This is a genomic window from Rummeliibacillus sp. JY-2-4R, from assembly GCF_053847205.1.
Genome location: NZ_CM132623.1, coordinates 3,153,912 through 3,178,442, shown reverse-complemented (window position 1 = coordinate 3,178,442; position 24,531 = coordinate 3,153,912). Strand labels below are relative to the sequence as shown.

26 protein-coding genes and 1 riboswitch are annotated in these 24,531 nt (G+C 36.3%); of the genes, 20 read left to right on the top strand and 6 right to left on the bottom strand.

Going from position 1 to position 24,531, the window contains the following annotated elements; all coding sequences use genetic code 11:
* Positions 1-36: 36 nt before the first annotated feature.
* Positions 37-837, bottom strand: a complete 801-nt coding sequence (locus tag ACWV26_RS15600) for a helix-turn-helix domain-containing protein (protein WP_455895627.1) — start codon at positions 835-837, stop codon at positions 37-39.
* A gap of 216 nt (positions 838-1,053) precedes the next feature.
* Between ACWV26_RS15600 and ACWV26_RS15595 the strand changes: the two genes are divergently transcribed.
* Positions 1,054-1,461 carry a hypothetical protein gene (locus ACWV26_RS15595; RefSeq protein ID WP_455895626.1) on the top strand — a complete coding sequence of 136 codons (408 nt, stop codon included), beginning with the start codon at positions 1,054-1,056 and terminating at the stop codon, positions 1,459-1,461.
* A 69-nt stretch (positions 1,462-1,530) separates the two neighbouring features.
* On the opposite strand, the gene ACWV26_RS15590 is transcribed toward ACWV26_RS15595, so the two are convergent.
* A complete protein-coding gene (locus ACWV26_RS15590) occupies positions 1,531-2,076 on the bottom strand; it encodes a DUF2179 domain-containing protein (protein ID WP_455895625.1) in 546 nt (181 codons plus the stop codon).
* A gap of 294 nt (positions 2,077-2,370) precedes the next feature.
* Here ACWV26_RS15590 and ACWV26_RS15585 point away from each other — a divergent pair, with 294 nt between their 5' ends.
* From ACWV26_RS15585 to ACWV26_RS15570, 4 genes are all read left to right on the top strand, one after another.
* Positions 2,371-2,655: a hypothetical protein gene (locus ACWV26_RS15585; RefSeq protein ID WP_455895624.1), complete on the top strand. Its 285-nt coding sequence runs from the start codon at positions 2,371-2,373 to the stop codon at positions 2,653-2,655.
* 9 nt (positions 2,656-2,664) lie between these two features.
* Positions 2,665-2,919: a hypothetical protein gene (locus tag ACWV26_RS15580; protein WP_455895623.1), complete on the top strand. Its 255-nt coding sequence runs from the start codon at positions 2,665-2,667 to the stop codon at positions 2,917-2,919.
* Positions 2,920-3,177: 258 nt separating this feature from the next.
* On the top strand, positions 3,178-3,558 hold the full coding sequence (locus ACWV26_RS15575) for an FAS1-like dehydratase domain-containing protein (RefSeq protein ID WP_455895622.1): 381 nt from the start codon (positions 3,178-3,180) through the stop codon (positions 3,556-3,558).
* A 465-nt stretch (positions 3,559-4,023) separates the two neighbouring features.
* The gene (locus ACWV26_RS15570; RefSeq protein WP_455895621.1) at positions 4,024-5,163 is read left to right on the top strand and encodes a zinc-dependent alcohol dehydrogenase; all 1,140 of its coding nucleotides are present in this window, start codon (positions 4,024-4,026) and stop codon (positions 5,161-5,163) included.
* Between the two features lie 59 nt (positions 5,164-5,222).
* Here the strand turns inward: ACWV26_RS15570 and ACWV26_RS15565 are convergent, their stop codons facing one another.
* The gene (locus ACWV26_RS15565; protein ID WP_455895620.1) at positions 5,223-5,852 is read right to left on the bottom strand and encodes a DUF2238 domain-containing protein; all 630 of its coding nucleotides are present in this window, start codon (positions 5,850-5,852) and stop codon (positions 5,223-5,225) included.
* Between the two features lie 257 nt (positions 5,853-6,109).
* Here ACWV26_RS15565 and ACWV26_RS15560 point away from each other — a divergent pair, with 257 nt between their 5' ends.
* The 5 genes from ACWV26_RS15560 (at position 6,110) to ACWV26_RS15540 (ending at position 11,665) form a co-directional block, all read left to right on the top strand.
* Positions 6,110-6,571, top strand: a complete 462-nt coding sequence (locus ACWV26_RS15560) for a hypothetical protein (protein WP_455895619.1) — start codon at positions 6,110-6,112, stop codon at positions 6,569-6,571.
* Positions 6,572-6,586: 15 nt separating this feature from the next.
* Positions 6,587-7,033: an OsmC family protein gene (locus ACWV26_RS15555; protein ID WP_455895618.1), complete on the top strand. Its 447-nt coding sequence runs from the start codon at positions 6,587-6,589 to the stop codon at positions 7,031-7,033.
* 259 nt (positions 7,034-7,292) lie between these two features.
* Positions 7,293-8,960, top strand: a complete 1,668-nt coding sequence (gene hutU / locus ACWV26_RS15550; protein ID WP_455895617.1) for a urocanate hydratase — start codon at positions 7,293-7,295, stop codon at positions 8,958-8,960.
* Positions 8,961-9,146: 186 nt separating this feature from the next.
* A complete protein-coding gene (gene hutH, locus ACWV26_RS15545; RefSeq protein ID WP_455895616.1) occupies positions 9,147-10,640 on the top strand; it encodes a histidine ammonia-lyase in 1,494 nt (497 codons plus the stop codon).
* 131 nt (positions 10,641-10,771) lie between these two features.
* Positions 10,772-11,665 (top strand): 5'-3' exonuclease, encoded by an 894-nt coding sequence (locus ACWV26_RS15540; protein WP_455895615.1) that lies wholly within the window; start codon positions 10,772-10,774, stop codon positions 11,663-11,665.
* Here the strand turns inward: ACWV26_RS15540 and ACWV26_RS15535 are convergent.
* Together ACWV26_RS15535 and ACWV26_RS15530 are read right to left on the bottom strand one after the other, a co-directional pair.
* Complete coding sequence (locus ACWV26_RS15535) at positions 11,654-12,172, bottom strand: C39 family peptidase (protein ID WP_455895614.1); 519 nt, start codon at positions 12,170-12,172, stop codon at positions 11,654-11,656. The two genes, ACWV26_RS15540 and ACWV26_RS15535, sit on opposite strands and share 12 nt — an antisense overlap.
* Positions 12,173-12,274: 102 nt before the next feature.
* Entirely contained in the window at positions 12,275-12,595 is a 321-nt protein-coding gene (locus tag ACWV26_RS15530) for a thioredoxin family protein (RefSeq protein WP_455895613.1), read from the bottom strand.
* A gap of 264 nt (positions 12,596-12,859) precedes the next feature.
* Between ACWV26_RS15530 and ACWV26_RS15525 the strand changes: the two genes are divergently transcribed.
* From ACWV26_RS15525 to ACWV26_RS15480, 10 genes are all read left to right on the top strand, one after another.
* Positions 12,860-15,247 carry a 3-hydroxyacyl-CoA dehydrogenase NAD-binding domain-containing protein gene (locus ACWV26_RS15525; RefSeq protein WP_455895612.1) on the top strand — a complete coding sequence of 796 codons (2,388 nt, stop codon included), beginning with the start codon at positions 12,860-12,862 and terminating at the stop codon, positions 15,245-15,247.
* Positions 15,248-15,277: 30 nt separating this feature from the next.
* Positions 15,278-16,450, top strand: a complete 1,173-nt coding sequence (locus tag ACWV26_RS15520) for an acetyl-CoA C-acetyltransferase (protein WP_455895611.1) — start codon at positions 15,278-15,280, stop codon at positions 16,448-16,450.
* A 36-nt stretch (positions 16,451-16,486) separates the two neighbouring features.
* The gene (locus ACWV26_RS15515) at positions 16,487-18,271 is read left to right on the top strand and encodes an acyl-CoA dehydrogenase family protein (RefSeq protein ID WP_455895610.1); all 1,785 of its coding nucleotides are present in this window, start codon (positions 16,487-16,489) and stop codon (positions 18,269-18,271) included.
* Between the two features lie 594 nt (positions 18,272-18,865).
* The gene (locus tag ACWV26_RS15510) at positions 18,866-19,222 is read left to right on the top strand and encodes an arsenate reductase family protein (RefSeq protein ID WP_455895609.1); all 357 of its coding nucleotides are present in this window, start codon (positions 18,866-18,868) and stop codon (positions 19,220-19,222) included.
* Positions 19,223-19,299: 77 nt separating this feature from the next.
* On the top strand, positions 19,300-19,680 hold the full coding sequence (gcvH, locus tag ACWV26_RS15505; RefSeq protein WP_455895608.1) for a glycine cleavage system protein GcvH: 381 nt from the start codon (positions 19,300-19,302) through the stop codon (positions 19,678-19,680).
* Between the two features lie 152 nt (positions 19,681-19,832).
* Positions 19,833-20,174, top strand: coding sequence for a hypothetical protein (locus ACWV26_RS15500; RefSeq protein ID WP_455895607.1), 342 nt, complete (start codon positions 19,833-19,835; stop codon positions 20,172-20,174).
* A 12-nt stretch (positions 20,175-20,186) separates the two neighbouring features.
* On the top strand, positions 20,187-20,495 hold the full coding sequence (locus ACWV26_RS15495) for a thioredoxin family protein (protein ID WP_455895606.1): 309 nt from the start codon (positions 20,187-20,189) through the stop codon (positions 20,493-20,495).
* A 56-nt stretch (positions 20,496-20,551) separates the two neighbouring features.
* A riboswitch (SAM riboswitch) is annotated at positions 20,552-20,656 on the top strand.
* A gap of 101 nt (positions 20,657-20,757) precedes the next feature.
* Positions 20,758-21,783: a methionine ABC transporter ATP-binding protein gene (locus ACWV26_RS15490; RefSeq protein ID WP_455895605.1), complete on the top strand. Its 1,026-nt coding sequence runs from the start codon at positions 20,758-20,760 to the stop codon at positions 21,781-21,783.
* Complete coding sequence (locus ACWV26_RS15485; protein ID WP_455895604.1) at positions 21,776-22,444, top strand: methionine ABC transporter permease; 669 nt, start codon at positions 21,776-21,778, stop codon at positions 22,442-22,444. Before ACWV26_RS15490 ends, ACWV26_RS15485 begins: the two co-directional genes overlap by 8 nt.
* A 61-nt stretch (positions 22,445-22,505) precedes the next feature.
* Positions 22,506-23,339: a MetQ/NlpA family ABC transporter substrate-binding protein gene (locus tag ACWV26_RS15480; RefSeq protein ID WP_455895603.1), complete on the top strand. Its 834-nt coding sequence runs from the start codon at positions 22,506-22,508 to the stop codon at positions 23,337-23,339.
* 179 nt (positions 23,340-23,518) lie between these two features.
* Here the strand turns inward: ACWV26_RS15480 and ACWV26_RS15475 are convergent, their stop codons facing one another.
* Positions 23,519-24,421: a LysR family transcriptional regulator gene (locus tag ACWV26_RS15475; RefSeq protein WP_455895602.1), complete on the bottom strand. Its 903-nt coding sequence runs from the start codon at positions 24,419-24,421 to the stop codon at positions 23,519-23,521.
* Positions 24,422-24,531 lie beyond the last annotated feature (110 nt).

The window sequence follows — 24,531 nt, the reverse complement described above, 5'->3', positions numbered from 1 at the left end:
AATGACGTATCAGTAAAGGAGGTGCCTTTTTCATACTTATAGGTTCAAAAAGTCACATATCCCACTATTCCTAGCTTCTTCTGCATACTCCTCAATCATTTCCATCATAAACGAATCTAATTTTCTCTTTAACCGATCACACAGATAACCAAATGGATTTCGAATGAACTGTCTCTTCGCTTTTTGGATGACTTCTTTAAAAGTAATAAAACTGATATCTTCTAATTGCTTTTTGCGAGATTTCCATACATCCCATTCAAGTAACGGATATATTTGCTTTTGAATTACATCCAGGAATCTTTTGGTTTCTGATGTATTTCCAGTAGTTGATGATAAATGGTGGTATATTCTATTTCTTAGTGTTGAATTTAGAATCGGATACGTATGTTTTACATAATGATGTTTAGGATTAAAAGAAAAAGATGGTTCCTCTTCTGTTTGTGTGAGTTCTTCCTTACTCTCACAAGGTGTTTCAGCTTTTTTCTGATGTGACACGCTCAATGTGTCATTATAAGGTAAAATAGAAAAAATGTTTGCACCTTTGATGCCATTCATTTTTTTCGTATGGATTCGTTTAATGATTTTTAGTTCTTCCAAATGTTTAAGACTTCGAAAAACGGTTCGAACAGAAATCTCTAGATCTTTTGCAATTGTTTGAGCTTTCAAATGACATGCACCGGGATAATCGAGTGCATGGGAAGACATTTTATATAAAATCGCCTGATCCGATGAAGTCAAATCATAAATATGTTTTCGAATATGAGACGCCACTTGCTCGTCCATTTCTTGGACAGATGCAAACGTAACATAAGGTGCTAAATATTCAAAACGTGCCATGCTCTCCCTGCTTTCTACTCTTTTTATAATTAAATAGTGAGAAAGGGGACAAAGAGGGACATGTTGCAAAAAAATTTTTCCTCAATCTAATCAACTTCATTATTCAAATCTAAAAAATTCGAGATACGAAAAAATAATTTTCCGATTAAAAATGCTATTATTTTAAAAGATGATTAATAAAATTAAGGGTGGGGATTTAAATAAGGGGGCAAGCTTATGAAAAAAATGTCCATGGTATTTGCACTAATAATGATTATTTTAGCGGGATGTTCAAATAATGAGCCAAATGGTAAGGGAGTGACTTATTCTGGAGAGTCTAAAAATTGGAGAGCCGTAATAGTGGATAAAATTTCGAAAGACTCAAATAATACAAACTACACTTTGAGTATTGAGTATAAAGGTGATTTAGATGATCTAAAAGATGTACATCAAATTCATTACAACTTTCAATATGGCCAAATCGAAGTAAATCGTTTTGAAACAAGACCAGATGGTTTACCTACAAATAAATCTGTTTTATATAAAGACACTGGTACAGTAAGTAATGAATCTATTAATAAGCATACAAAAATTTCATTGAAAATTGACTGGAATGATAAGACTGAAGATTTTGAATTAAATTAAGTTCTAGTAAGAAAAAAACCTGGACATTGCATCACCATGTCCAGGTTTTTCTATATAATTAATTGCTCTTTATGATTTTGCTTCCATTTTTTTTGCATGTGCTTTTTTCATTCCTCGAATCAAATAACCACCTTTAAAGCTAGTAGGTTCAAAGGCCACGACAAAAGCTTTTGGTGCTTCTCGTTGTAAAAAGGCCATCAATTCATTTTCTCTAGAACGTTTTGATATTATTTCAAGTCGAGTTCGTTTGTTTCCATTCAATCCTTCCGCTTCAAAGATAGTTACCCCAAAACCTTCATTTCTTAATTTTTGGATTAAATCATTGTCGCGTTCTAATAGATTGACGTTAAACGCTCGGTATCCGACAGCTAATTTATTTTCTAAAGTACAGCCTAAATAGACTCCTCCAGCATAACCGATGGCGTAAGCAAACATATTCCAAATGTTCGAAAGGTCAGCGAAAATCATTCCGAGTGCTACAACATAAATTAACGATTCCATAGCAGCAATAATAGCTGAAATGATTTTGTACCCTTTCACCATAAATGTCGTACGTAATGTAGTGAGGGGAACGATTACTAATTGCATCAGGACAATTAATATAGCGCTAATCATCTAGTTAATCCTCCTTTTATGTATGATTAAAATAGATATAAATTTAATATACCCTTGGCGAAAAGAGTTAAACAATTTCATTAATAACCTCAGCAAAATAGAAATTTTATTGATTTGCATCTACATGTATAAAGAACTCGTATAGTAACATACTATTTTCATTCAATACTGGTAGACGCTCCTTTGAAAATTCAATTAGATTAGCATCGGAAGTGAAACTAAAAGCTATGCAGGATTTAAACAACTCTATCCATTAGAGAATTTTACAATAAATAATATTGGAGGAGGATATCAATGACGATATCATATGGTCAGGATGTATTTACTGTTGCCCCGGGTACAGCAGTTGCTCTCGGAACAGTTTTCAATAATGATGATTTCGATGCAGGTGGAGATTATTATGGCCCCATGGTAGTTGCTGGAATCCCAACTACTCCAAACATCTCATTGACGCCGTCCACTGTTGGAGTGCAGTTTAAATCAATCGGTAATCTAACTAGCCCATGTGAGTATGATTACAGCATTCAAAATAATAATTCGATATCAGTTTCTTTCAAAGTTCACTTTTTCTACGATTAGGAGGTAATCATGAAAATAAGTGTCTTAGCAGATCATACAGGTAAAATTTTGGCAACACAATATAACTCAATCACTTCACCAACCCTCCCTCTACCACCACCAAGTAAAACAAGAATCAAACCATATGAGGGTCAGTTACTTCACGAAGTTGAGTTAGCTTTAGAACTACAACAGCACATCTTGCAGAATACGTTTGCAACTGAAATTTTTAAGTATAGAGTTGAACAGAACGGTGAAATTACAAAACTCGTCAAAATTTTGTAATGATGGTGATTACTCAATGTGTGTAAGAGTGATAGTAAAAAAATAATTTTTGAATAACAAGCAGGGCTAATCGAGCCTTGCTTTTTAAATTGCCTAAGTGGCTATAGCTATTCTTGTTGCAGGTACGTTGGAATATAATAAAATACATTTTTGTTAAAAAATCCTTTAAAGGAATTATTGATTTGACTATAGAACTTGAAATAAAAGCGAATATTAGATATTTTAATCGTCAATTAAAACTTTCAGGGGGAGAATTATATGTCATTAAAAGTGGGAGATATCATAACGTTTGAACGCACTTTTACATTAAGGGATGTTGAATTATTTACAGAGATTTCAGGTGATGAAGGGATTCATCATACCACCCCAGACGAACAGGGAAGACTGGTAATCCAAGGGTTATTAACGGCAACTTTACCAACAAAAGTAGGTGGAGATGCAAACGTGCTGGCTCGAACAATGAATTTTGAGTTTTTAAGACCAGTGTTTACAGGCGATACGATTATTTGTGAAGTGAAAATTGAAAAATATGAATGGCAAGAAACTAATAATAGAACAGCTATTTTGGCATCTTTTATCTGTACAAATCAGAATGAAAAAGAAGTGTTAAAAGGGGATTTTTCGGGGGTAATCCTTTAAAATTTTTGTTTAGATTTTCTTATCTATTTAAAGAAGAAATAATTGTATATCTAAAAGCATTTAAATACCCACTCTTTGTTCTTGGTGTCGTTATAAGTTTTATTACATTCTTCAATATGTTATCAATGCTTGTTATTCTTACCATAATGCAGCTATAAAGTTATATTAATCAAGACAAAAAATTACCTAGTGGAGAACATCAAATTCTAAATCAAGTTTTGCCTATCTTGTACAAAGAGCTCGCTATTAGTTTAGGTAATTCAGTAGAAGAAGTAATAGAAAAAGTTGAACAATTAATCCAAGAAAATTAATTACGGATGAAAGTAGATAGGGATTTTGAACAAGCAAGATTGTTCAGAATCTCTATTTTTTGTTACCTAATTTTTAATAAAAACATCAATTAGGTTTCATCCTGTATACAAAATGGTTATAGAAGAACTAATAACTTCTATAGGAGATGATGAATTGAAAGCTGTTACGTATCAAGGCATAAAAGATATGCAGGTAAAAGAAGTGGATGATCCGACGTTAAAAAAGAAGGATGACATCATTGTTCGAATCACCTCAACGGCTATTTGTGGATCAGATTTACACATTTATCAAGGTTCGATGCCCACAACAAAAGATACTGTGATTGGGCATGAACCAATGGGGATTGTGGAAGAAGTAGGTCCTGAGGTTACCAAAGTGAAAAAGGGCGATCGTGTGATTTTGCCATTTAATGTATCCTGTGGCGAATGCTATTATTGTACACACGATTTAGAAAGTCAATGTGATAATTCAAATAATAATAAAGAATTGGATGCAGGAGCATATTTTGGCTTTACCGAACGTTATGGCGATTATCCAGGAGGGCAAGCAGAATATTTACATGTTCCATACGGTAACTTTATGCCATTCGTGATTCCTGAATCATGTGAGCTAGAAGATGAGTCATTATTATTTTTATCTGACGTTCTCCCAACCGCTTATTGGAGTGTTGAAAATGCTGGTGTAAAAAAAGGGGATACTGTCATCGTTCTGGGTTGTGGACCTGTTGGTTTAATGACCCAAAAGTTCGCTTGGATGAAGGGTGCAAAGCGAGTGATTGCAGTTGACAATGTAGAATACAGATTAAATCAGGCGAAGAAAATGAATAAAGTAGAAGTTATTAATTTTGATTTTCACGATGAAACAGGTTTTTATTTACATGACTTTACAAATGGCGGCGCCGATATTGTCATAGACTGCGTAGGAATGGATGGTAAAAAATCAGCTGCCGAAGCGGTTGGACAAAAACTAAAATTGCAAGGTGGTACCATCAGTCCAATTAAAATTGCGATGGATGCTGTACGAAAATTCGGTACAATTCAAATGACAGGTGTTTATGGGGCAAAATATAATCAGTTCCCTCTAGGACACCTATTTGAACGAAATATTAGTCTGAGAATGGGGCAAGCACCAGTCATTCATATGATGCCCATGTTATTTGATAAAATTGTGGCAGGAGAATTCGATCCAACTGAAATTATCACACATAAAATTCCATTAGAAAAAGCTCATGAAGCCTATCAATTATTCAATGATCACGAAGATGACTGTATTAAGGTTATATTAAAACCATAAATAAAAGTAAAACAAAAGGGATCGATTGATTATAAATCGAATCCCTTTTGTTTTGATTCCTAACTTTTGTGTATTCTTTCCAATAATTTATTATGCCATTTTGAAAAGAAAAGTATAGCAAGGATTGCCCCTATTAAAGCACTTGTCATATCCCACTGCGAATCAAATTTATCTCCCTGCTCACCTAAAAAGCCTTTCGCGATTGCAGTTCCTTTCGCAATTTTATAGAAAAGCATTTCAATAATTTCGTACAATGCAGCAATCGAAAATAAAATACTAATACTAATGGTAGCTAACCAAGCACCTTTGGATAGGTGGACTTTACGAATTAATATTTCTCGGAAAACAATGGCAAATAGGCCTTTCATAAAATGTCCGAACCGATCATAATCATTTCGTTTTAAATCGGAATGTTCTTTAATCCAATTAAACAAAGGGACTTTTTCAAAAGTATAATGACCGCCTATAAATTCCAAAATAGCTAATATAGCCATGATTGTATAAGAAAGGGTAGTGAATGTAAACTTACGATAGGTTGCAATCAAAATAATTAATCCAATTAAAATAGGGACGGATTCAGCTGCCCAACTACTATAACTCAATGGTTTGATTAGTGACCAGATTAATACAAGCGTAACGATTAATAATAAGAACAAATGGAATTTTAAAGGAGTTTTTGCATTAGACACCCATGTCACTCCAATACTAGTTTTACAAATAGTATGTGAGTAATCACAATTAATATACAGTACAAAGTGAGAGATCACTTAATCTGTGGGAACATTACTCTCTAACAATCCGTCTTTTATGTGAAAAACCAAAGGCTCTTTACATTTTCATATAAAATTATGGCATAATTTGTTATATACATTGAAAATTGAAAAGTGGTAGAATATCTATTTTGGATAGATTGTACTGATTATGAATCACGATGAGGTGAATAAGATTGACGAAAAGGAAACGATTATTGCAAGGGATTTTGGTCGTTTCAGTAATTGAAATCCTTTGCTTTTATTTTATAGGTAGAGATTATTTGTTTGTAAATGGATTGGACAATATGATTACATATGTCGTAGTAGGGAATGCTTTCTTCTTTATAAGTTATTTTTTATTGGTAGAAAACAGCAATTTTCGTAAAAAGTATGCCTTAATCTCAGTTGCGTATGCTCTATTAATCATTGCTCCATTTGTTTACAAAAGCCATGTCCCTACATTTAATGTAGACGATGCCACACAAATTATAGAGCGAACAGAAGGCGGAAAAGTGGTAAAAGATCGTGTATTCGGTCAAACAATCGTCGATTATTCTGGCAAAGAGGTTTATATTATTGCATTGAGGAAGAACACAAAAATTGAACGTTTTGCATTTGATCCAAATACTGAAAAGTACTTTGCATTTTCAAATTAGTAAAGGGGAGTTAATATGGCTGAACATACTTTCACATTAACAGCTTCATGGCCTGGTGGTCGCAATTCTGTTGGAGAAATAGCAGCAGAAAAACTTCATACAAAAGTATCCATACCAAAAGAAATGGATGGACCAGATGTTGGGACAAATCCAGATGAAATGCTACTAGGAGCAGCTGCAACATGCTACATTATTACACTTGCGGCAATGCTTGAACGAACAAACCTTGAACCAGTCGAATTGTCCATGGTTTCAGAAGGACTCGTTGATGTAACAAAAGGTGTATTCACATACGTAAAAATTACCCACAAACCTAAAATTGTCATCCCGCATGACTATTCAGAAAAACAGGAACGCCAAATCGTACGACTCGCTGAAAAAGCAGAAAAAACTTGTATGATCAGCAAAGCGATACAAGGAAATGTAGAATTAGCGTTAGAAATTACAATTGAATATCAATAATGATTAACAAATTTTTTAACCGATTACTCTCGTTTAGGGTAATCGGTTTTTTTTTATTTAAATCTATGAAATAGAGCAGTATCCCTGCTGATGACAATTTAAGTCATAACACCCTTCAAAAAGAGAGTCGTCACTACTCTAATTTGCTAAATGAATAATCTACTAATCTACTATAAATTTCCCCCTTTTGTTCAAACAATACGGTAGTTCGCATAGAAATAGTTAGTACAAAGGCAATTAGGTTAAAGGGGGTCTAAGAGTGGGAAAAGCAGATCAAAAGGTGATTCGTTATCGTGGTAACAAGCTTCACACAAAGGGCTGGCTTCAAGAAGCAGCACTGCGTATGCTGATGAATAATTTAGATAAAGAAGTGGCAGAACATCCAGACGAGCTTGTTGTATATGGTGGAATTGGAAAAGCAGCTCGTAACTGGGACGCTTTTGATGCAATCGTAAAATCATTAAAAGAATTAGAAAATGACGAAACTTTACTTGTCCAATCCGGAAAACCTGTAGCCATTTTTAAATCACATGAAAATGCTCCAAGAGTATTAATCGCAAATTCCAATATTGTCCCTGCTTATGCAAACTGGGAAACGTTCCATGAGCTTGATCAAAAAGGATTAATGATGTATGGACAAATGACAGCGGGAAGTTGGATCTATATTGGTTCCCAAGGGATTGTCCAAGGAACTTATGAAACATTTGCGGAGCTTGCCAAACAACATTTTAATGGGACATTGCAAAATACAATTACCGTCACAGCAGGATTAGGAGGGATGGGTGGTGCACAACCACTTGCCGTGACGATGAATGGTGGTGTTTGTATTGCCATTGAAGTGGATGAAACACGTATCGATCGCAGAATTGAAACGAGATATTTGGATACTAAAATTTATACACTCGATGAAGCCATTCAAACAGCAAAACAAGCACAAGCAGAGGGAAAAGCACTTTCGATAGGTTTACTTGGGAATGCAGCTGAAATATTGCCAAACATGATTAAAAGAGGATTTAATCCAGATATCTTAACGGATCAAACCTCTGCACATGATCCCCTAAATGGATATATCCCAGTTGGATACAAGGTGGAGGAAGCTAGTAAATTGCGAAAAGAAAATCCAGATGAATATACTTCAAAATCCAAAGCTTCGATGAAAACGCATGTAGAAGCAATGGTGAATATGATGGATTTAGGTGCGATTACATTTGATTATGGGAATAATATTCGGCAAGTAGCATCGGATGAAGGGTTTAAAAGAGCTTTTGATTTTCCGGGATTTGTCCCTGCTTATATCCGTCCCCAATTTTGCGAAGGGAAAGGGCCATTCCGCTTTGTAGCGCTTTCTGGTAATCCAGAAGATATTTATAAATTAGATGAGGTTCTTTTACGTGAATTTAAAGAGAATGAACATCTATGCAATTGGATTCGGTTGGCACGTGAGAAGATTGCATTTCAAGGGTTACCTTCACGCATTTGCTGGCTAGGATTTGGAGAGCGAGCGAAATTTGGCAAAATCATTAATGATTTGGTTGCTTCGGGAGAGCTATCCGCACCAATTGTCATTGGCCGTGATCATCTCGACTCAGGATCTGTTGCTTCCCCAAATCGTGAGACGGAAGCGATGATAGATGGCTCAGACGTTGTAGCAGATTGGCCAATACTAAACGCCATGATCAATGCAGTGGGTGGCGCAACATGGGTTTCTATTCATCATGGCGGTGGCGTCGGTATGGGGTATTCGCTACATGCAGGCATGGTAATTGTAGCAGATGGCACAAAAGAAGCAGGTGAAAGAATCGAACGTGTATTAACAACAGATCCAGGAATGGGCATTGTCCGCCATGTAGATGCAGGATATGAACTAGCAGAAAAAATTGCGGAAGAAAAAAATCTAAAGATACCGATGGGGGAAAAGAAAAAATGACTTAACCCTTTTAAGTAGAAAAATTAGTTCAAAAACAAACGGATATTGTACTGTGTAATGTGGAAAACTAAAAGTATTGGCATGATTATAAATCAAGTAGCAAGCTTATTTTAGACAAAAAACGGGTAAATAATGTTTAACAATTTCAAAAAGACATTCAAAAAAATACGGAAAGGAGTCCAACACATGATTCAATTAAATGGCAACCAATTAACAATTCAAAATATGAAAGCTATCTTATATGAGAATCAACAAGTTGAAATTGCGCCATCAGCACGTTTGGCTGTTGAAAAAAGCAGAAATGCTGTGATGCAAATTGTAAAAAGTAAGAAGACGGTTTATGGCATTAATACAGGCTTTGGCAAATTTAGTGATGTGAAAATCGATGAATCAGATACGAGATTATTACAACTGCATTTAATAAGATCACATGCTTGTGGAGTGGGTGAACCATTTAGTGAAATCGTTTCTAGAGCCATGCTAGTATTGCGATTAAATGCACTGTTGAAGGGACTTTCAGGAATTCGTTTAGAAGTCCTAGAACGCTTAGCTTATATGATTAACCATCGTATACATCCTATTATTCCACAACAAGGATCGCTTGGAGCTTCTGGAGATCTTGCACCCCTTTCACATTTAGCACTGGTACTTGTAGGTGAAGGCTTTGTTTGGCAAGATGGCAAACAATCAGCATCAATGGAAATTTGGCGAGAACATCAATTGCAACCGATTGAACTAGAAGCAAAAGAAGGATTGGCGCTGATCAATGGGACACAAGCAATGACTGCTCAAGCAATTGTTGCCTATATAGAAGCAGAAAAACTGGCATGCGATAGTGAATGGATTGCAGCAATGACCATTGAAGCATTACGCGGCATAAAGGATGTTTTTCATCCTGCCATTCACGAAGCTCGTGGTTATCAAGAGCAAGTGGAAGTAGCGAAAAGAATGCAAGAGTGGTTAAAAGACAGTGAACTAACATCTGAACAAGGCGAGCTTCGGGTACAAGATGCCTACTCTATACGGTGTATACCGCAAATTCATGGGGCTAGTTGGCAAGTGCTAAATTATGTCAAAGAAAAGTTAGAAATTGAGATGAATGCTGCTACAGATAATCCACTGATTTTAGAAGATGGTGAGACAGTTATTTCTGGTGGGAATTTTCACGGACAGCCGATTGCCTTTGCGGTGGATTTCTTGAAAATAGGTGTGGCAGAATTAGCAAGCGTTTCTGAAAGAAGAATTGAACGTTTGGTCAATCCACAATTGAACGATGGCCTACCACCATTCTTAAGCCCACAACCTGGATTACAATCAGGAGCAATGATTTTGCAATATGCTGCAGCTAGTCTTGTTTCGGAAAATAAAACACTGGCACATCCTGCTTCTGTTGACTCGATTCCATCTTCTGCAAATCAAGAAGACCATGTTAGTATGGGGACAATAGGTGCTAGACATGCTTACCAAATCATCAAGAATTGCCGAAAGGTTTTAGCAATTGAAGCCATTTGCGCAGCACATGCGGTGGAATATCGAGGCGTTGAGTATATGTCGCCTAAACTGAGTGGTAAATGGCAAGATGTTCGAAACGTAGTACCTAGTATAAAAAGGGATCGTGTATATAGCCAGGATATCGAACGATTGGCAGATTATTTATGTCCATCAAGTAAAAAGTGTTAAGCCCCTCCTTCTTAGGAGAGGTTGGTCTTTTTATAACTCTCAAAAATTACCTCATCTTAAATAGTAGTTGGTACCTTCTTCGTAAACTATTTTTTGGTATACTATTTACTTAGACTATTAATAGTTTACGAATGGAGAGTTTTATTTTGGAAAATCAACCTCACATATTACTAGTTGATGGAATGGCGCTTCTTTTCCGTTCTTATTTTGCAACAGCGCCCATGCATCAATTTTTCAGAAAATCGGATGGTACACCAACAAATGGCGTACAAGGTTTTGCGAGACATGTATTGAGTGCACAATCAATCATGCGTCCTACACATATTGCAGTTTGTTGGGATATGGGTGTTCATACATTTCGCAATGACCTGTTCGATGGATATAAAGCAAATCGACCAGCACCACCAGATGAGTTAAAACCGCAATTTGATATGGCGAAAGATGTATCAGAAATGATTGGTTGGAAAAACTTCGGAACAGTGGGTATGGAAGCAGATGATACAATCGGTTCCATTATTGATAAATGGAAAGATGAAGCAAGAATCACGGTTATCAGTGGGGATAAAGATTTACTTCAATTATTGAATCCTTCTACAACGATTGCCTTAACGAAAAAAGGCTATACTGAATACAACATTTATAACGAAGAACGTTTTAAAGAAGAATATTCAATCGAACCACCACTATTTGCAGATGTCAAAGCATTTATGGGCGATACAAGCGATGGATATCCAGGAGTCAAAGGTATTGGACCGAAAACTGCCTTAAAGTTAATCCAAACATATGGTTCTGTTGGCGGAGTGCTAGCTTCCATTGATGAGTTAAAACCAGCACAACGGACAAAAATTCAAGAAAATGAAGAAATGCTAAAGCTATCACTAGAATTAGCTAGAATCAAGACAAATGTACCAATTGACGCAACGATTAATGATTGTGAACTTCCGATTTGGGATCAAGCAAAGCTCGAACAATTAACAATGGAGGGTTATTCGCTGATTTCTCGCCATGCGCGTTCATTGATGTAATGGAATCGGCGCAATCTTAATAAAGCTAAGTATTTTTCGGTTTTTTTGATACGAAACTTCGCAAATCTTGCTATTACGATTTCTGGCTCCATTATCATGAATGATTAGAAGAATATCATCTTCTGTTTTTTCAAAGCCAATGAGTGGTACCCAATGATAGTTAAAATCTCCTTTAAAGAAAAAATGATGGGAGAAGTATCGATCAAATTTCATCGCAACAGGGCGCCCAGCCTCAATTTCTTTTAGAGCATCATTTAGACTACAATTGCGAACATCGAAAGACGGACCAAGAATTTTTTTCAAATTGCGAATCATGCGATGCGAAAATAGACCGATTCTTGTGCATCCAAGCGATTTGTAGAGCTGATTGATGCTTTTTTGTTGATCTGGTTGTAGATAGTTGAGCAATACATATGCAGTTGTTGGACCGCAAGCTGAGCTTTGAAATTTGTTATCAATCGATGGTGCATATTGTGATTGTCCTTCAACCGGTAATTGTATTCGCATAGCAGCCTCCATTTGTTCCAAATTTTTATCATTACAACAATTAGTATACCTTCTCAAAATAAAAAAGGCCTACTGTAAAAGTAAGCCTTTAGTGATTGATTATTAAGCAATTTGAGCATTTAAGAAATCAGTTACATCTTGTGGAGATTTCGCATTTGCACTGTGTAAGTGAGCAAGTTTTTCTCCATCTTTGAAGATTAACAGACTTGGAATGCCCATTACTTGATATTTGTCAGATAGCTCTGGAAAATCATCGCGGTTGATTTCATACCAAGTGTATTGGTTGTATTCTTCGATGATTGGGTCGATGAACATGTTCATACGTGAACAGTCAGGGCACCATCCAGCAAAAAATTTGACGATCACCGGTTGTGATGATGAAATAATTTCGTTAAATTGTTCTTCAGATAAAATTGGTTGCATTATATATCCCTCCTATTGCTTAAGTCTACACGGTTAATGGGCCTTTATGCTAGTAAAGTGTTTTAAAAGTTATACTGATTTGCTCAATCCAGCAAATACTCCTCTTAAAATAGTAAATTGCTACATTTTATTATAAAAAATAGGGTTTTTTCATTGCGGAAATTCATAGAATAAGCTAAAATAAATTCCAGATAAGCAAGTTTTATTTTTTTTACCAATAAAATGAATGAGCATTCATTCAAAATAAAGGGGGAGGATTTGCTCATGACTTATCATATACAAAAAGCAGCCGTACTTGGATCAGGGGTGATGGGTTCAGGCATTGCAGCACATTTAGCGAATATCGGAATTCCGACATTATTATTAGATATCGTTCCAAAAGAGCTTTCAAAAGAAGAGGAAGCAAAAGGACTGACACTAGAGGATTCAAGTGTGAGAAATCGCTTTGCAGCTAGTGCATTGCAAAAACTTTTGAAACAAAAACCTGCTCCATTAACAACGAAAAAAAGCTTAAATTTAATAACGGTTGGTAATTTAGAAGATGATTTAAACAAATTATCAGATGTTGATTGGATTATCGAAGTCGTAACTGAAAGGCTAGACATTAAACAAAACTTATTTGAAAAAGTGGATTCTGTTCGTAAGCAAGGTTCAATCGTCAGCTCAAATACTTCAGGTATAAGTATTAATATGATGACTTCGGGACGTTCAGAAGACTTTAAAAAACATTTCTTAGGAACGCATTTCTTTAATCCACCTCGCTATTTGAAATTGCTAGAAGTGATTCCGGCACAAGGGACATTGCCTGAAGTGGTTGAGTTCATGCATAAGTTCGGAGAAAACCGTTTAGGTAAAGGGGTTGTACTTGCAAAGGATACACCGAACTTTATCGGAAACCGTATCGGTACATACGGATTGCTTATTACATTACAAGTGATGAAAGAAAAAGGCTATTCAGTTGGTGAGGTGGATTCTGTAACGGGTCCATTAATCGGCCGTCCAAAATCTGCAACACTTCGAACTCTTGATGTAGTAGGGCTAGATACATTTGTCCATGTAGCGAAAAACGTCTATGACCATACAACTGGAGAAGAGCAAAAAGTATTTGAGGTACCGGCTTATTTGCAAAAGATGGTTGAAAACAACTGGCTTGGGGCAAAATCAGGCCAAGGCTTCTTCTTGAAAAAAGGAAAAGAAATACTGGAATTGAATTTAGATACCCTAGAATACGAAGCAGTAAAGAAATTAAGCACACCTTCAATCGAATTGGCAAAACAGCAAAAAGGATTAGCAGCTAAAGTGAAAACACTCACATATGCAAAAGACCGTACGGGTGAACTATTGTGGGGGATTTTCGCACCAACTCTTTTATACTCAGCAAAATTAGTTGGCGAGATTGCAGACAATATTGTAGCGATTGATCAAGCGATGAAATGGGGATTCGGATGGGCACAAGGGCCATTTGAAATTTGGGATGCCATTGGCGTCAAAGAATCAGTAGAAAAAATGCAAGATGAAGGATTGGAAATTCCATCCTTTGTCACAACGCTATTAGAAAAAGGCTTCACTACTTTCTATTCTGAAATCGATGGAGATTTAGCTTATTTTGATGGAGAGAACTATACAGCTGTTCCATTCAATGAAAAAGCTATCGATTTAAAACGGTATAAGAAAAAGCATGGCACACTCAAAAGTAATGCTGGTGCTAGTTTAATAGACTTTGGGGATCAAGTATTATTATTGGAATTCCATTCAAAATCCAATGCTCTAGGTTTGGATATTATGCAAATCTTAAACCATGGTTTAGATTTACTAAACTCTTCTGATTACAAGGGGATGGTAATAGGAAACCAAGGCAAAAACTTCTCAGTTGGTGCCAATCTAGCCATGATTCTGATGGAAGCACAAGATGATAATTTGTTTGAACTGGAGCATATCATTAATACATTCCAACAAGCTACATTGCGTATCAAGTATTCTCGAAAACCAATTGTCACAGCACCATTTGCGATGACGCTTGGAGGCGGTGCGGAAGTTTGCTTACCATCTGCTCATATTCAAGCATCAATGGAAACCTATATGGGCTTAGTTGAGACGGGTGTTGGATTGATACCAGGCGGCGGTGGTAACAAAGAACTTTATTTAAAACATTTAAAAGGTCTACCAAAAGGGGTGGAAATTGATCTACAAGCCGTTGCAAACAAAGTCTTTGAGTCTATTGCGATGGCAAAAGTTTCGACTTCTGGTGAGGAAGCAAGAGAAAATAATTTCTTGGATTTTGCAGATGGCGTGAGTGTAAATCCAGATCACCAACTATATGATGCAAAACAAGCAGTTTTAGCACTTTCTGATGCAGGTTATATTCCTCCTGTACGTGAGAAAGTACCTGTTGTCGGGGAACCAGGTTATGCAACATTATTGCTTGGGGCTCAAAGCCTTCTACAATCGGGCTTTATAAGTGAACATGATTTATATATTGCCAAGAAATTGGCTTATGTCATTGCAGGAGGTAAGGTTCCATACGGTACTTTGGTAGATGAACAATACCTATTAAATCTTGAAAGAGAAGCATTTATTAGTCTGGTTAGTCATCCAAAGTCTCAAGCAAGAATGCAACACATGCTTATGAAGGGAAAACCATTACGTAACTAATTGTTATGTAATGTCAAAGGGGGAAATCATATGCGTGAAGCCGTAATTGTAGCAGGTGCACGAACACCAATAGGAAAAGCAAAAAAAGGGTCATTAGCAACAGTAAGACCAGATGATTTGGGTGCATTAGTCGTAAAAGAAACGTTAATGAGATCCGGATATACTGGTCCGATAGATGATTTAATAATAGGTTGTGCTATTCCAGAAGCAGAGCAGGGTATGAATGTTGCACGGAATATTGGTGCATTGGCTGGTTTACCAGATACGACACCAGCTAATACCATTAATCGATTTTGTTCATCAGGTTTGCAATCGATTGCTTATGCTGCAGAACGAATAATGCTAGGCCACTCTACAGCAATCATTGCAGGCGGTATCGAATCTATGAGTTTGGTGCCGATGGTGGGAAATGTGCTTCGTCCAAATACTAAACTTGCAGAAGAAGCACCTCAGTACTATATGAGCATGGGCCATACAGCTGAAGAGGTTGCCAAAAAATATGAAGTAAGTCGGGAAGAACAAGATGCCTTTGCTGTGAGATCACATGAACGTGCCGCAAAGGCCATTGCAGAAGGTAAATTTGTTGATGAAATCGTTCCGGTTGAAGTTGAAAAACATTATGTAGATGATAACAACAAACCACAAGTAAAGAAATTTACCTTTGCAGTAGACGAAGGGGTTCGAATTGGTACATCTATGGACACACTTGCAAAATTGCGTCCAGCATTTTCAGTCACTGGTAGTGTAACAGCCGGAAACTCATCACAAACCTCAGATGGTGCAGGTGCTGTATTAGTAATGGATCGTGAGGAAGCTGAAAAACAAGGTTTAAAGCCAATGGCAAAATTTCTTGGCTTTGCAGTAGGGGGAGTACCACCAGAAATTATGGGGATTGGACCAATTGTAGCCGTACCGAAAGCATTAAAGATTGCTGGATTATCAATTGAAGACATTGATTTATGGGAGATCAATGAAGCTTTTGCATCCCAATCCATTCAAGTTGTTCGCGAATTAGGTATCGACATAGAGAAAGTCAATGTTAATGGTGGTGCGATTGCTTTGGGGCATCCACTTGGAGCTACAGGAACAATCTTAACATTAAAGCTTATTCATGAATTAAAACGTCAAGGTAAAAAGTATGGGGTTGTCACGATGTGTATTGGTGGCGGAATGGGAGCAGCCGGCGTATTTGAATTACTTTAATTCCAATAAATTATTCACACAAAGGGGAGAATGAATATGGCAGAAAATACATTGAATCTTATTAAGGGTGGTAGCTTTTTAACGGAGGATATTCAAGCGCAACGCGTGTTCACACCAGAGGATTTCACAGATGAACAAAAAATGATTGCCAAAACAACGGAAGAGTATGTAGAAAACGAAGTATTACCAGTAGTTGATAAATTAGAAAACCATGAATTTGAACACTCTGTACGATTATTGAAAAAAGCAGGCGAACTAGGTTTGTTAGCAGCGGATGTCCCAGAAGAATATGAAGGACTAGGTTTAGATAAAATTTCTTCAGCATTAATTGCTGAAAGAATGTCTGTAGCAGGTGGCTTCTCGATTACGCATGGCGCACACGTAGGAATTGGCTCGCTGCCAATCGTACTATTCGGCAATGAAGATCAAAAGAAAAAATATCTACCAAAATTAGCTTCCGGTGAACTAATTGCGGCATATGCGTTAACAGAACCAGGTTCAGGCTCTGATGCTTTAGGTGCAAAAACACATGCAAAACTAAATGCTGAAGGTACCCACTATATTCTAAATGGTGAAAAACAATGGATTACCAACTCAGGTTTTGCAGATGTGTTTGTTGTTTATGCCAAAATTGATGGCGATAAGTTTTCAGCATTTATCGTTGAACGTGCCTTTCCAGGTGTATCAACGGGTGCTGAAGAAAAGAAAATGGGGATTAAATCATCTTCAACACGCACATTGATTTTAGAAGATGTTGCAGTACCTGTTGAAAACTTACTAGGTGAAGTGGGACGCGGGCATGTCATCGCCTTCAATATATTGAATATTGGTCGCTATAAATTAGGCGTTGGCACACTTGGTGCTTCAAAACGCGCACTTGAATTAGCGATTTCGTACACAAATGGTCGCCAACAATTTGGCACACCAATTTCATCTTTCAATCTGACAAAAGAAAAACTAGCAACGATGGCTTCAAAACTTTACGCATCAGAGTCATTAATCTATCGTACTGTTGGTTACTTTGAAGATCGTATGAGTAATCTTCGCGATGAAGAAAAAAATGACGGTAAAGCAATCGCAGCATCTATTGCAGAATATGCAATCGAATGTTCTATTAATAAAGTATTTGGTTCAGAAACATTAGATTATATTGCAGATGAAGCCGTACAATTACATGGCGGATATGGCTTTATGCAAGAATACGAAGTGGAACGAATCTATCGCGATTCTCGTATAAATCGAATTTTTGAAGGAACAAACGAAATCAATCGTTTAATTGTCCCAGGTACTTTTGTGAAAAAAGCAATGAAAGGCGAATTGCCGCTCCTTGCACAAGCACAAAGCCTTCAAGCTGAATTACTTTCCATGATCCCAGAGGAAATTGGCAATGAAGCACTTGCACAAGAAAAATATTTAGTCAAAATGGCAAAGAAAATCGCATTACTAGCAGCGGGTACAGCTGTACAACGCTTTGGACCAAAATTAGAAGTAGAACAAGAAATCCTAGTAAACATTGCGAATATCGCAAACCAACTATTCGCAATGGAATCAGCTGTCTTGCGTTCGGAAAAAGCAATTGACCGTGATGGAGAAGAAAAAGCAGCACAAAAAATTCTTTACACAGAAATCTTCACCCAAGAAGCATTTGAAGAAATTGAAAAAGAAGCAAAAGAAACAATCATCGCTTCAGCAGATGGTGACGAAGCACGCATGCTACTATCAGCATTGCGCAAACTAACACGCTACACACCAAACAATCTCATCACCAAAAAACGCCAAGCATCAGTAAAACTAATCGCTGCTGAAAAATATACAGTATAAACTAAAAGTGAGCCCCGGAAGTAAGATGGGGGCTCACCTTTTTGCTGCATTTGAAGAAATGTAAAAATATTGTTGCTATATGGAAAGTTCTTATCATTGTATATGTTGATTGCAAAGAAGTTGAACTTCAGTATTTAGGTGATTATTTGTGGAAATTGAGATTAGCACGCTAATTGAAGTCACATAAAATGTATTAAAGATATTTATAGATTTCTAGATTTTTTTTAGAAATTATGTTGGAGATTAGTACTCCAAAAATAGTTGTAGTGTAGTCAGCGAAGACTCCTAGCTAGGAAAAGCGAGACAGGTGAGGCCCCGCACGAAGGAGGAGACTCACCGCTCGCCCGCAGGAAAGCGTAGCTGACTACACTACAAACCTAAATATAATTAGTAATAAAATAGATTTTCAGTGTACAAAGCAAAGCGTAGGAAGAAGATTAATTTCTAATCATTTAACAAAAATATAACTCTAAAACCATGTATATAAACCAACAAAACCGGCCATTATATCTCTGGGTCGGTTTTCTTGCGTCAAAATGAGAGTCACAATACAATTAAAATGATACCAAAATTCGTTTTAAAAGGAGTATTTACATGACGATCAAAATGATTCAATATCCAAAATGTACAACTTGTAAAAAAGCACAAGCCTGGCTAAAAGAAAATAACATCGAATTTTCCGCTCACAACATAGTTGAAGAAACACCCACACAAGATGAATTAAGAAAATACTGGGAACTAAGCGGACTACCACTAAAAAAATTCTTTAACACATCAGGGATGAAATATCGTGAACTTCAACTAAAAGATCGTCTTAAAGAAATGTCCGAAGATGAACAAATTGCTTTACTCGCTTCAGACGGCATGCTAATCAAAAGACCAATTGTCACAGACAACCAAAAAATAACAATTGGCTTTAATGAAAAAGAGTTTGAAAATACATGGAAATAATTTTAGAATTGCTTGTTTTTGAATAAGGAATATGTCAAAATTATGGTGTATAAAAATACATACTTGGAGGGTTAATAATGAGCGTACCAGCAGAATTACGTTATACAGAAGAACATGAATGGGTAAAAACTGAAGATGGTAAAGTACGTATTGGTATTACAGAATTTGCACAATCAGAACTAGGTGATATCGTATTCGTTGAACTTCCACAAGTTGGCGACGAAATCAAAGCTGATGAACCATTCGGTAGTGTTGAATCTGTAAAAACAGTATCTGAATTATATGCACCAATTTCAGGTAAAGTTGTTGAAATCAACGAAGACTTAGAAGATAGCCCAGAATTCGTTAACGAATCTCCATACGAAAAAGCATGGATGGTTGTTGTAGAACCAACTGATTCTACACAATTTGAAGGCTTACTTACAGCTGAACAATACACAAAACTAATCGAAGAATAATTATACTACTTAAAGCGCCACACTTTTGTGCTGGCGTTTTTATGTATATTCAGGCATTTGCTTTCAGAATCATTGCCTATGCTTCATTTTTCCCTTAAGTAGGATTCTTACTGTCCGCTAAGCGCGGAATCAAACTGTAAGGAGGAATTAGCATGTCGGATAAAGTGCTTATTGTTGAAGGTAGACAAGATAAATTGCAAATTCAACCTCTACTAGCAGAGGATGTTCCAATTCTTTGCACGAATGGTACCATTAGTCCAAGTAAACTAGAAGAGCTCATACACCCTTATGAAGAGTATGATTTATATACGTTTTTCGATGAAGATTATTCAGGGGATTGCTTACGATCCTTGATGAAAAAAGAATATCCAGAGGCGTACCATTTACGTACGCTTTCTTTATATAAGCAAGTAGAGGCGACACCAAGAAAATTTTTGGCTAGAATATTATTAGCTGCAGATTTTAAAATACATGCAAGTTTTCTTTTAGAATAGGAATGACGGACAATGCAAGAATGGACAATAGAACAATGGGAGCATATGAAGGAAAGCGAGTCATTATGTGCATTTTATTTATATACTCCTATGTGCGGTACATGTATGGTCGCTTCTAAAATGATGGAGGTAATCGATCAAACATTTCCAGACATCAAAATAGGTAAAGCAAATTTAAATTTTGTCGAACAAATCGCATATGATTATCAGGTGGAAAGCGTCCCATGCTTACTGATTGCCGAGAATGGTAAGGTTCGCGATAAAATCTATGCTTTTCAATCCGTGTCGTATTTATATGAAAAATTTCATAAAAAGGATTGACGATATAATCATATAGTGGTAAAGTATCAAACATAATTAAATAAATATTTACGTAACTCTTATTCAGAGAGGTGGAGGGAAGTGCCCTATGAAGCCCGGCAACCGTCACAATGTGACACGGTGCCAATTCACGCAAAGTCAAATGCTTTGGAAGATGAGAGAACGGTTATCGTATAAAACGTACGTTAGACCTTTCTGTTAATCTTGCAGAAAGGTCTTATTTATTTTTAGCTTTATTTTACAAAAGGTGGTTTTGAATATTATGATTCAACTTAAAAATGTAGTAAAAAAATACAAAACCGCTAATGGATCTCTAACTGCAGTTAATGATGTTAATTTATCAATAAATGATGGTGAGATTTTTGGCATTATCGGTTATAGTGGTGCTGGTAAAAGTACAATGATTCGTTTACTTAACGGTTTAGAAAAGCCTACTTCAGGTACCGTTACCGTAAATGGGCAGAACATTTCAGCAATTAAAGGAAAAGAATTACGAAATGCTCGCCATAAAATCAGTATGATTTTCCAACATTTCAACTTACTTTGGTCAAGAACAGTGGAAGAAAATATTGCTTTCCCATTAGAGATTGCGGGCATTAGTAAAGCGGAACGTGAAAAGAAAGTGCTTGAACTAGTAGAGTTGGTTGGATTAAAAGGAAGAGAAAAAGCCTATCCTTCCCAATTATCAGGGGGACAAAAGCAACGCGTAGGGATTGCTCGTGCGCTAGCTAATAACCCAGAAGTTCTACTATGTGATGAAGCAACTTCAGCACTAGACCCGGAAACAACGGATGCAATATTAGATTTACTTGTGAGTATTAATGAAAAACTGGGACTAACCATTGTGTTAATCACTCATGAAATGCATGTTATTCGCAAAATTTGTCATCGTGTGGCAGTAATGGAATCGGGAAAAGTAGTAGAACAAGGAAACGTTCTTGAAGTTTTCCAATCTCCGCAAGCAGACGTGACGAAGAAATTCGTATCTCAAGTGACAGAAACAGCAGGTCACAAAGAATCTATTTCTCAAATGCTTGAAAATTATCCGAACGATCAATTGATCAAATTATTTTTTGTTGGAGCAAAGACAGAACAACCTGTGATTTCACATTTGATTCGTGAATTTAATGTTGATGTTAACATTGTACACGGTAATATTTCTCCTACGAAGAGTGGACCATATGGAACATTAATTGTGCGCATCATCGGGAGCAACGAGAATACAACAAAAGCAATTCATTACTTAGATGAACTAGGAATTAAAACGGAGGTGATCAGTCATGCTTAACGATCTCTTTCCGAATGTCGATTGGGAACTTATGTGGGAAGCCACAAGAGAAACTTTATATATGACAGCTGTTTCAACAATTCTAACTTTTATTATTGGAATCGTCTTAGGGATTATATTATTCCTTACAAGTCCTACACAACTTTGGGCGAACAAGCTAGCTAACTTATTAACTGGTTCAGTTGTGAATATATTCAGATCCATTCCATTTATCATTTTAGTTATTCTGTTAATTCCATTTACTAAATTCTTATTAGGTACAATTCGTGGAGCAAATGCAGCTATGCCTGCATTAATCATTGGTGCTGCACCATTCTATGCACGAATGGTTCTTATTGCTTTACGTGAAATCGATAAAGGTGTCATTGAAGCAGCACGCTCTATGGGTGCAAAAACTTGGACAATCATTTGGAAGGTTTTAATACCAGAATCCCTTCCAGCACTTATTTCTGGAATTACCGTAACAGCTGTAGCATTAGTCGGTTATACAGCGATGGCAGGTGTCATCGGTGCAGGTGGCTTAGGGAACTTAGCGTTTATGGATGGTTTCCAACGTAGTCGTAATGATGTCACATTTGTCGCTACGGTACTTGTGTTAGTTATCGTTTTTATCATTCAATTTATCGGTGACTTTATCACAGCAAAAACAGATAAAAGATAATTTGGTTCAAACGTAAATTACGTTAACATAATGAAATGTATAAAGAAAAGGGGAAAAGAACATGAAGAAAATTGTAGCAGGAATTCTAACAGCATCACTAGCGCTAAGTCTAGCAGCATGCGGAAGCAATGATAAAGCATCATCTGGTGATTCAAAAGAAACTAAGTTAGTAGTAGGTGCTTCTAATGTACCTCACGCAGAAATCTTAGAAAAAGCAAAACCTATTCTTGAAAAAGAAGGGGTAGAACTAGATATCCAAAAATACCAAGATTATATTTTACCAAACAAAGATCTTGATTCAGGCGATATAGATGCAAACTATTTCCAAACTATTCCATACCTAGACCAACAAATTAAAGATAATGGTTATGATTTTGTTAGTGCAGGTGGAATCCATATCGAACCAATCGGTGTCTATTCTAAAAAATATAAATCTCTAAAAGAACTTCCAGACGGAGCAACAATTTTAATTAGTAGCTCTGTATCTGACCAAGGTCGTATTCTTACATTATTAGAATCAAATGGTCTAATCACTTTGAAAAAAGGTGTTAATAAATCATCTGCTGAACTTAAAGATATCGCAACAAACCCTAAACATCTAAAAATTGACGACAAAACTTCTGCAGAAATGTTAGTGCAAATGTATAATAACAACGAAGGAGATGCTGTTGTCATCAACTCTAACTTTGCGATTGATGGAGGTTTAACTCCAACAAAAGATGCAATTGCACTTGAAGACAAAAACTCTTCTCCATATGTAAATGTTGTAGCAGTGAAAAAAGAAAATAAAGATAACGCTGCTGTGAAAAAATTAGTAGATGTCCTACACTCTAAAGAAATTCAAGATTTCATCAACAAAGAGTGGAAAGGTTCCGTTGTTCCAGTTTCAAAATAATGAATTGAATTAGTAGAAGAGGCTGTCCAAAAGTGAGTGATACATTCACTTTTGGGACAGCCTCTTTTTTGTTTAATGCTTCTAATATTTCTAAGCACATCATTCACCCACTTCTAATAGATTACATGCAATTCAGAAAATTTGAATGAAAATAAATCAACATAAGCATGTTAAGCGAGCTATTTAAACTGCGTTAATCTGGAGAAGAAATTACTTACAAAGTTCAAGAAAATATTTTCTGATGGCGCTAGTTCGCGTTTAGTCGGGTAAATGATCCCGACATTCCGTGTGAATGGTGGCTCGGTCAGCGTTAATCTTGAAGTTCGACGAGGTGTAGCATCAAAAAATGCACTTTCAGGTAAAAGACTCACACCTATTCCGGCTGCTACTAAACCTTTAATAGCATCCATATCTTCACCCACTGAATTAACATTTGGTTTAAAGCCTACAGATTTACAAGCTTCAACTGCCACTTTGTTTAGAATGTAATCTTTAGGAAATAACACAAAGCCATCTTTTCGTAAATCCGTTAATTGAATTTCACCTTTGTTTGCTAATGGATGTGTTGAAGGTACAAGTGCTGAGATGTTTTCGGTAAATAAAATCTTCGTATTAATCGATTCATCTTTTGCAGGTACCGGTCCTAGAAATGCTAAGTTTAACTCACGATCCTTCACTGCGTTAATCAGAAATCGATAAGAGCCTTGTCTCAGTTGAAATGAAACATTTGGATACTCTTTTTTAAACGCTGAAATGACAGTCGGTAATAGAAAGCTTGCAAGACTTGTAGGAAACCCAATTTTAATCGTTCCTTTTTCGGGATCCAAATATTCATCAATTTGTTTTTTTGCAAAATCAATTGCTTGTAATGCTGATATGGTATGTTCAAGAAAAGTTTTACCTATTTGTGTCAGTTTTACATTTCGACCGACTCTTTCAAATAATTCAATGCCCAATTCTTCTTCTAAATTGGCAATTTGACGACTTACTGCAGATTGTGCAACATGTAGTACTTCCGCTGCTTCAGATATATGTTCTCTTTCTGCTACAGCAACAAAGTAGCGTAATTGTCGTAATTCCATGCCATGTCAACTCCTTTCCATCTAATATATAGATTAATCCTATCCAAATTATATATTGTTTATATCAATTTGAAAATCTAAAATGTACTTAAGATATTCTTTATATATAA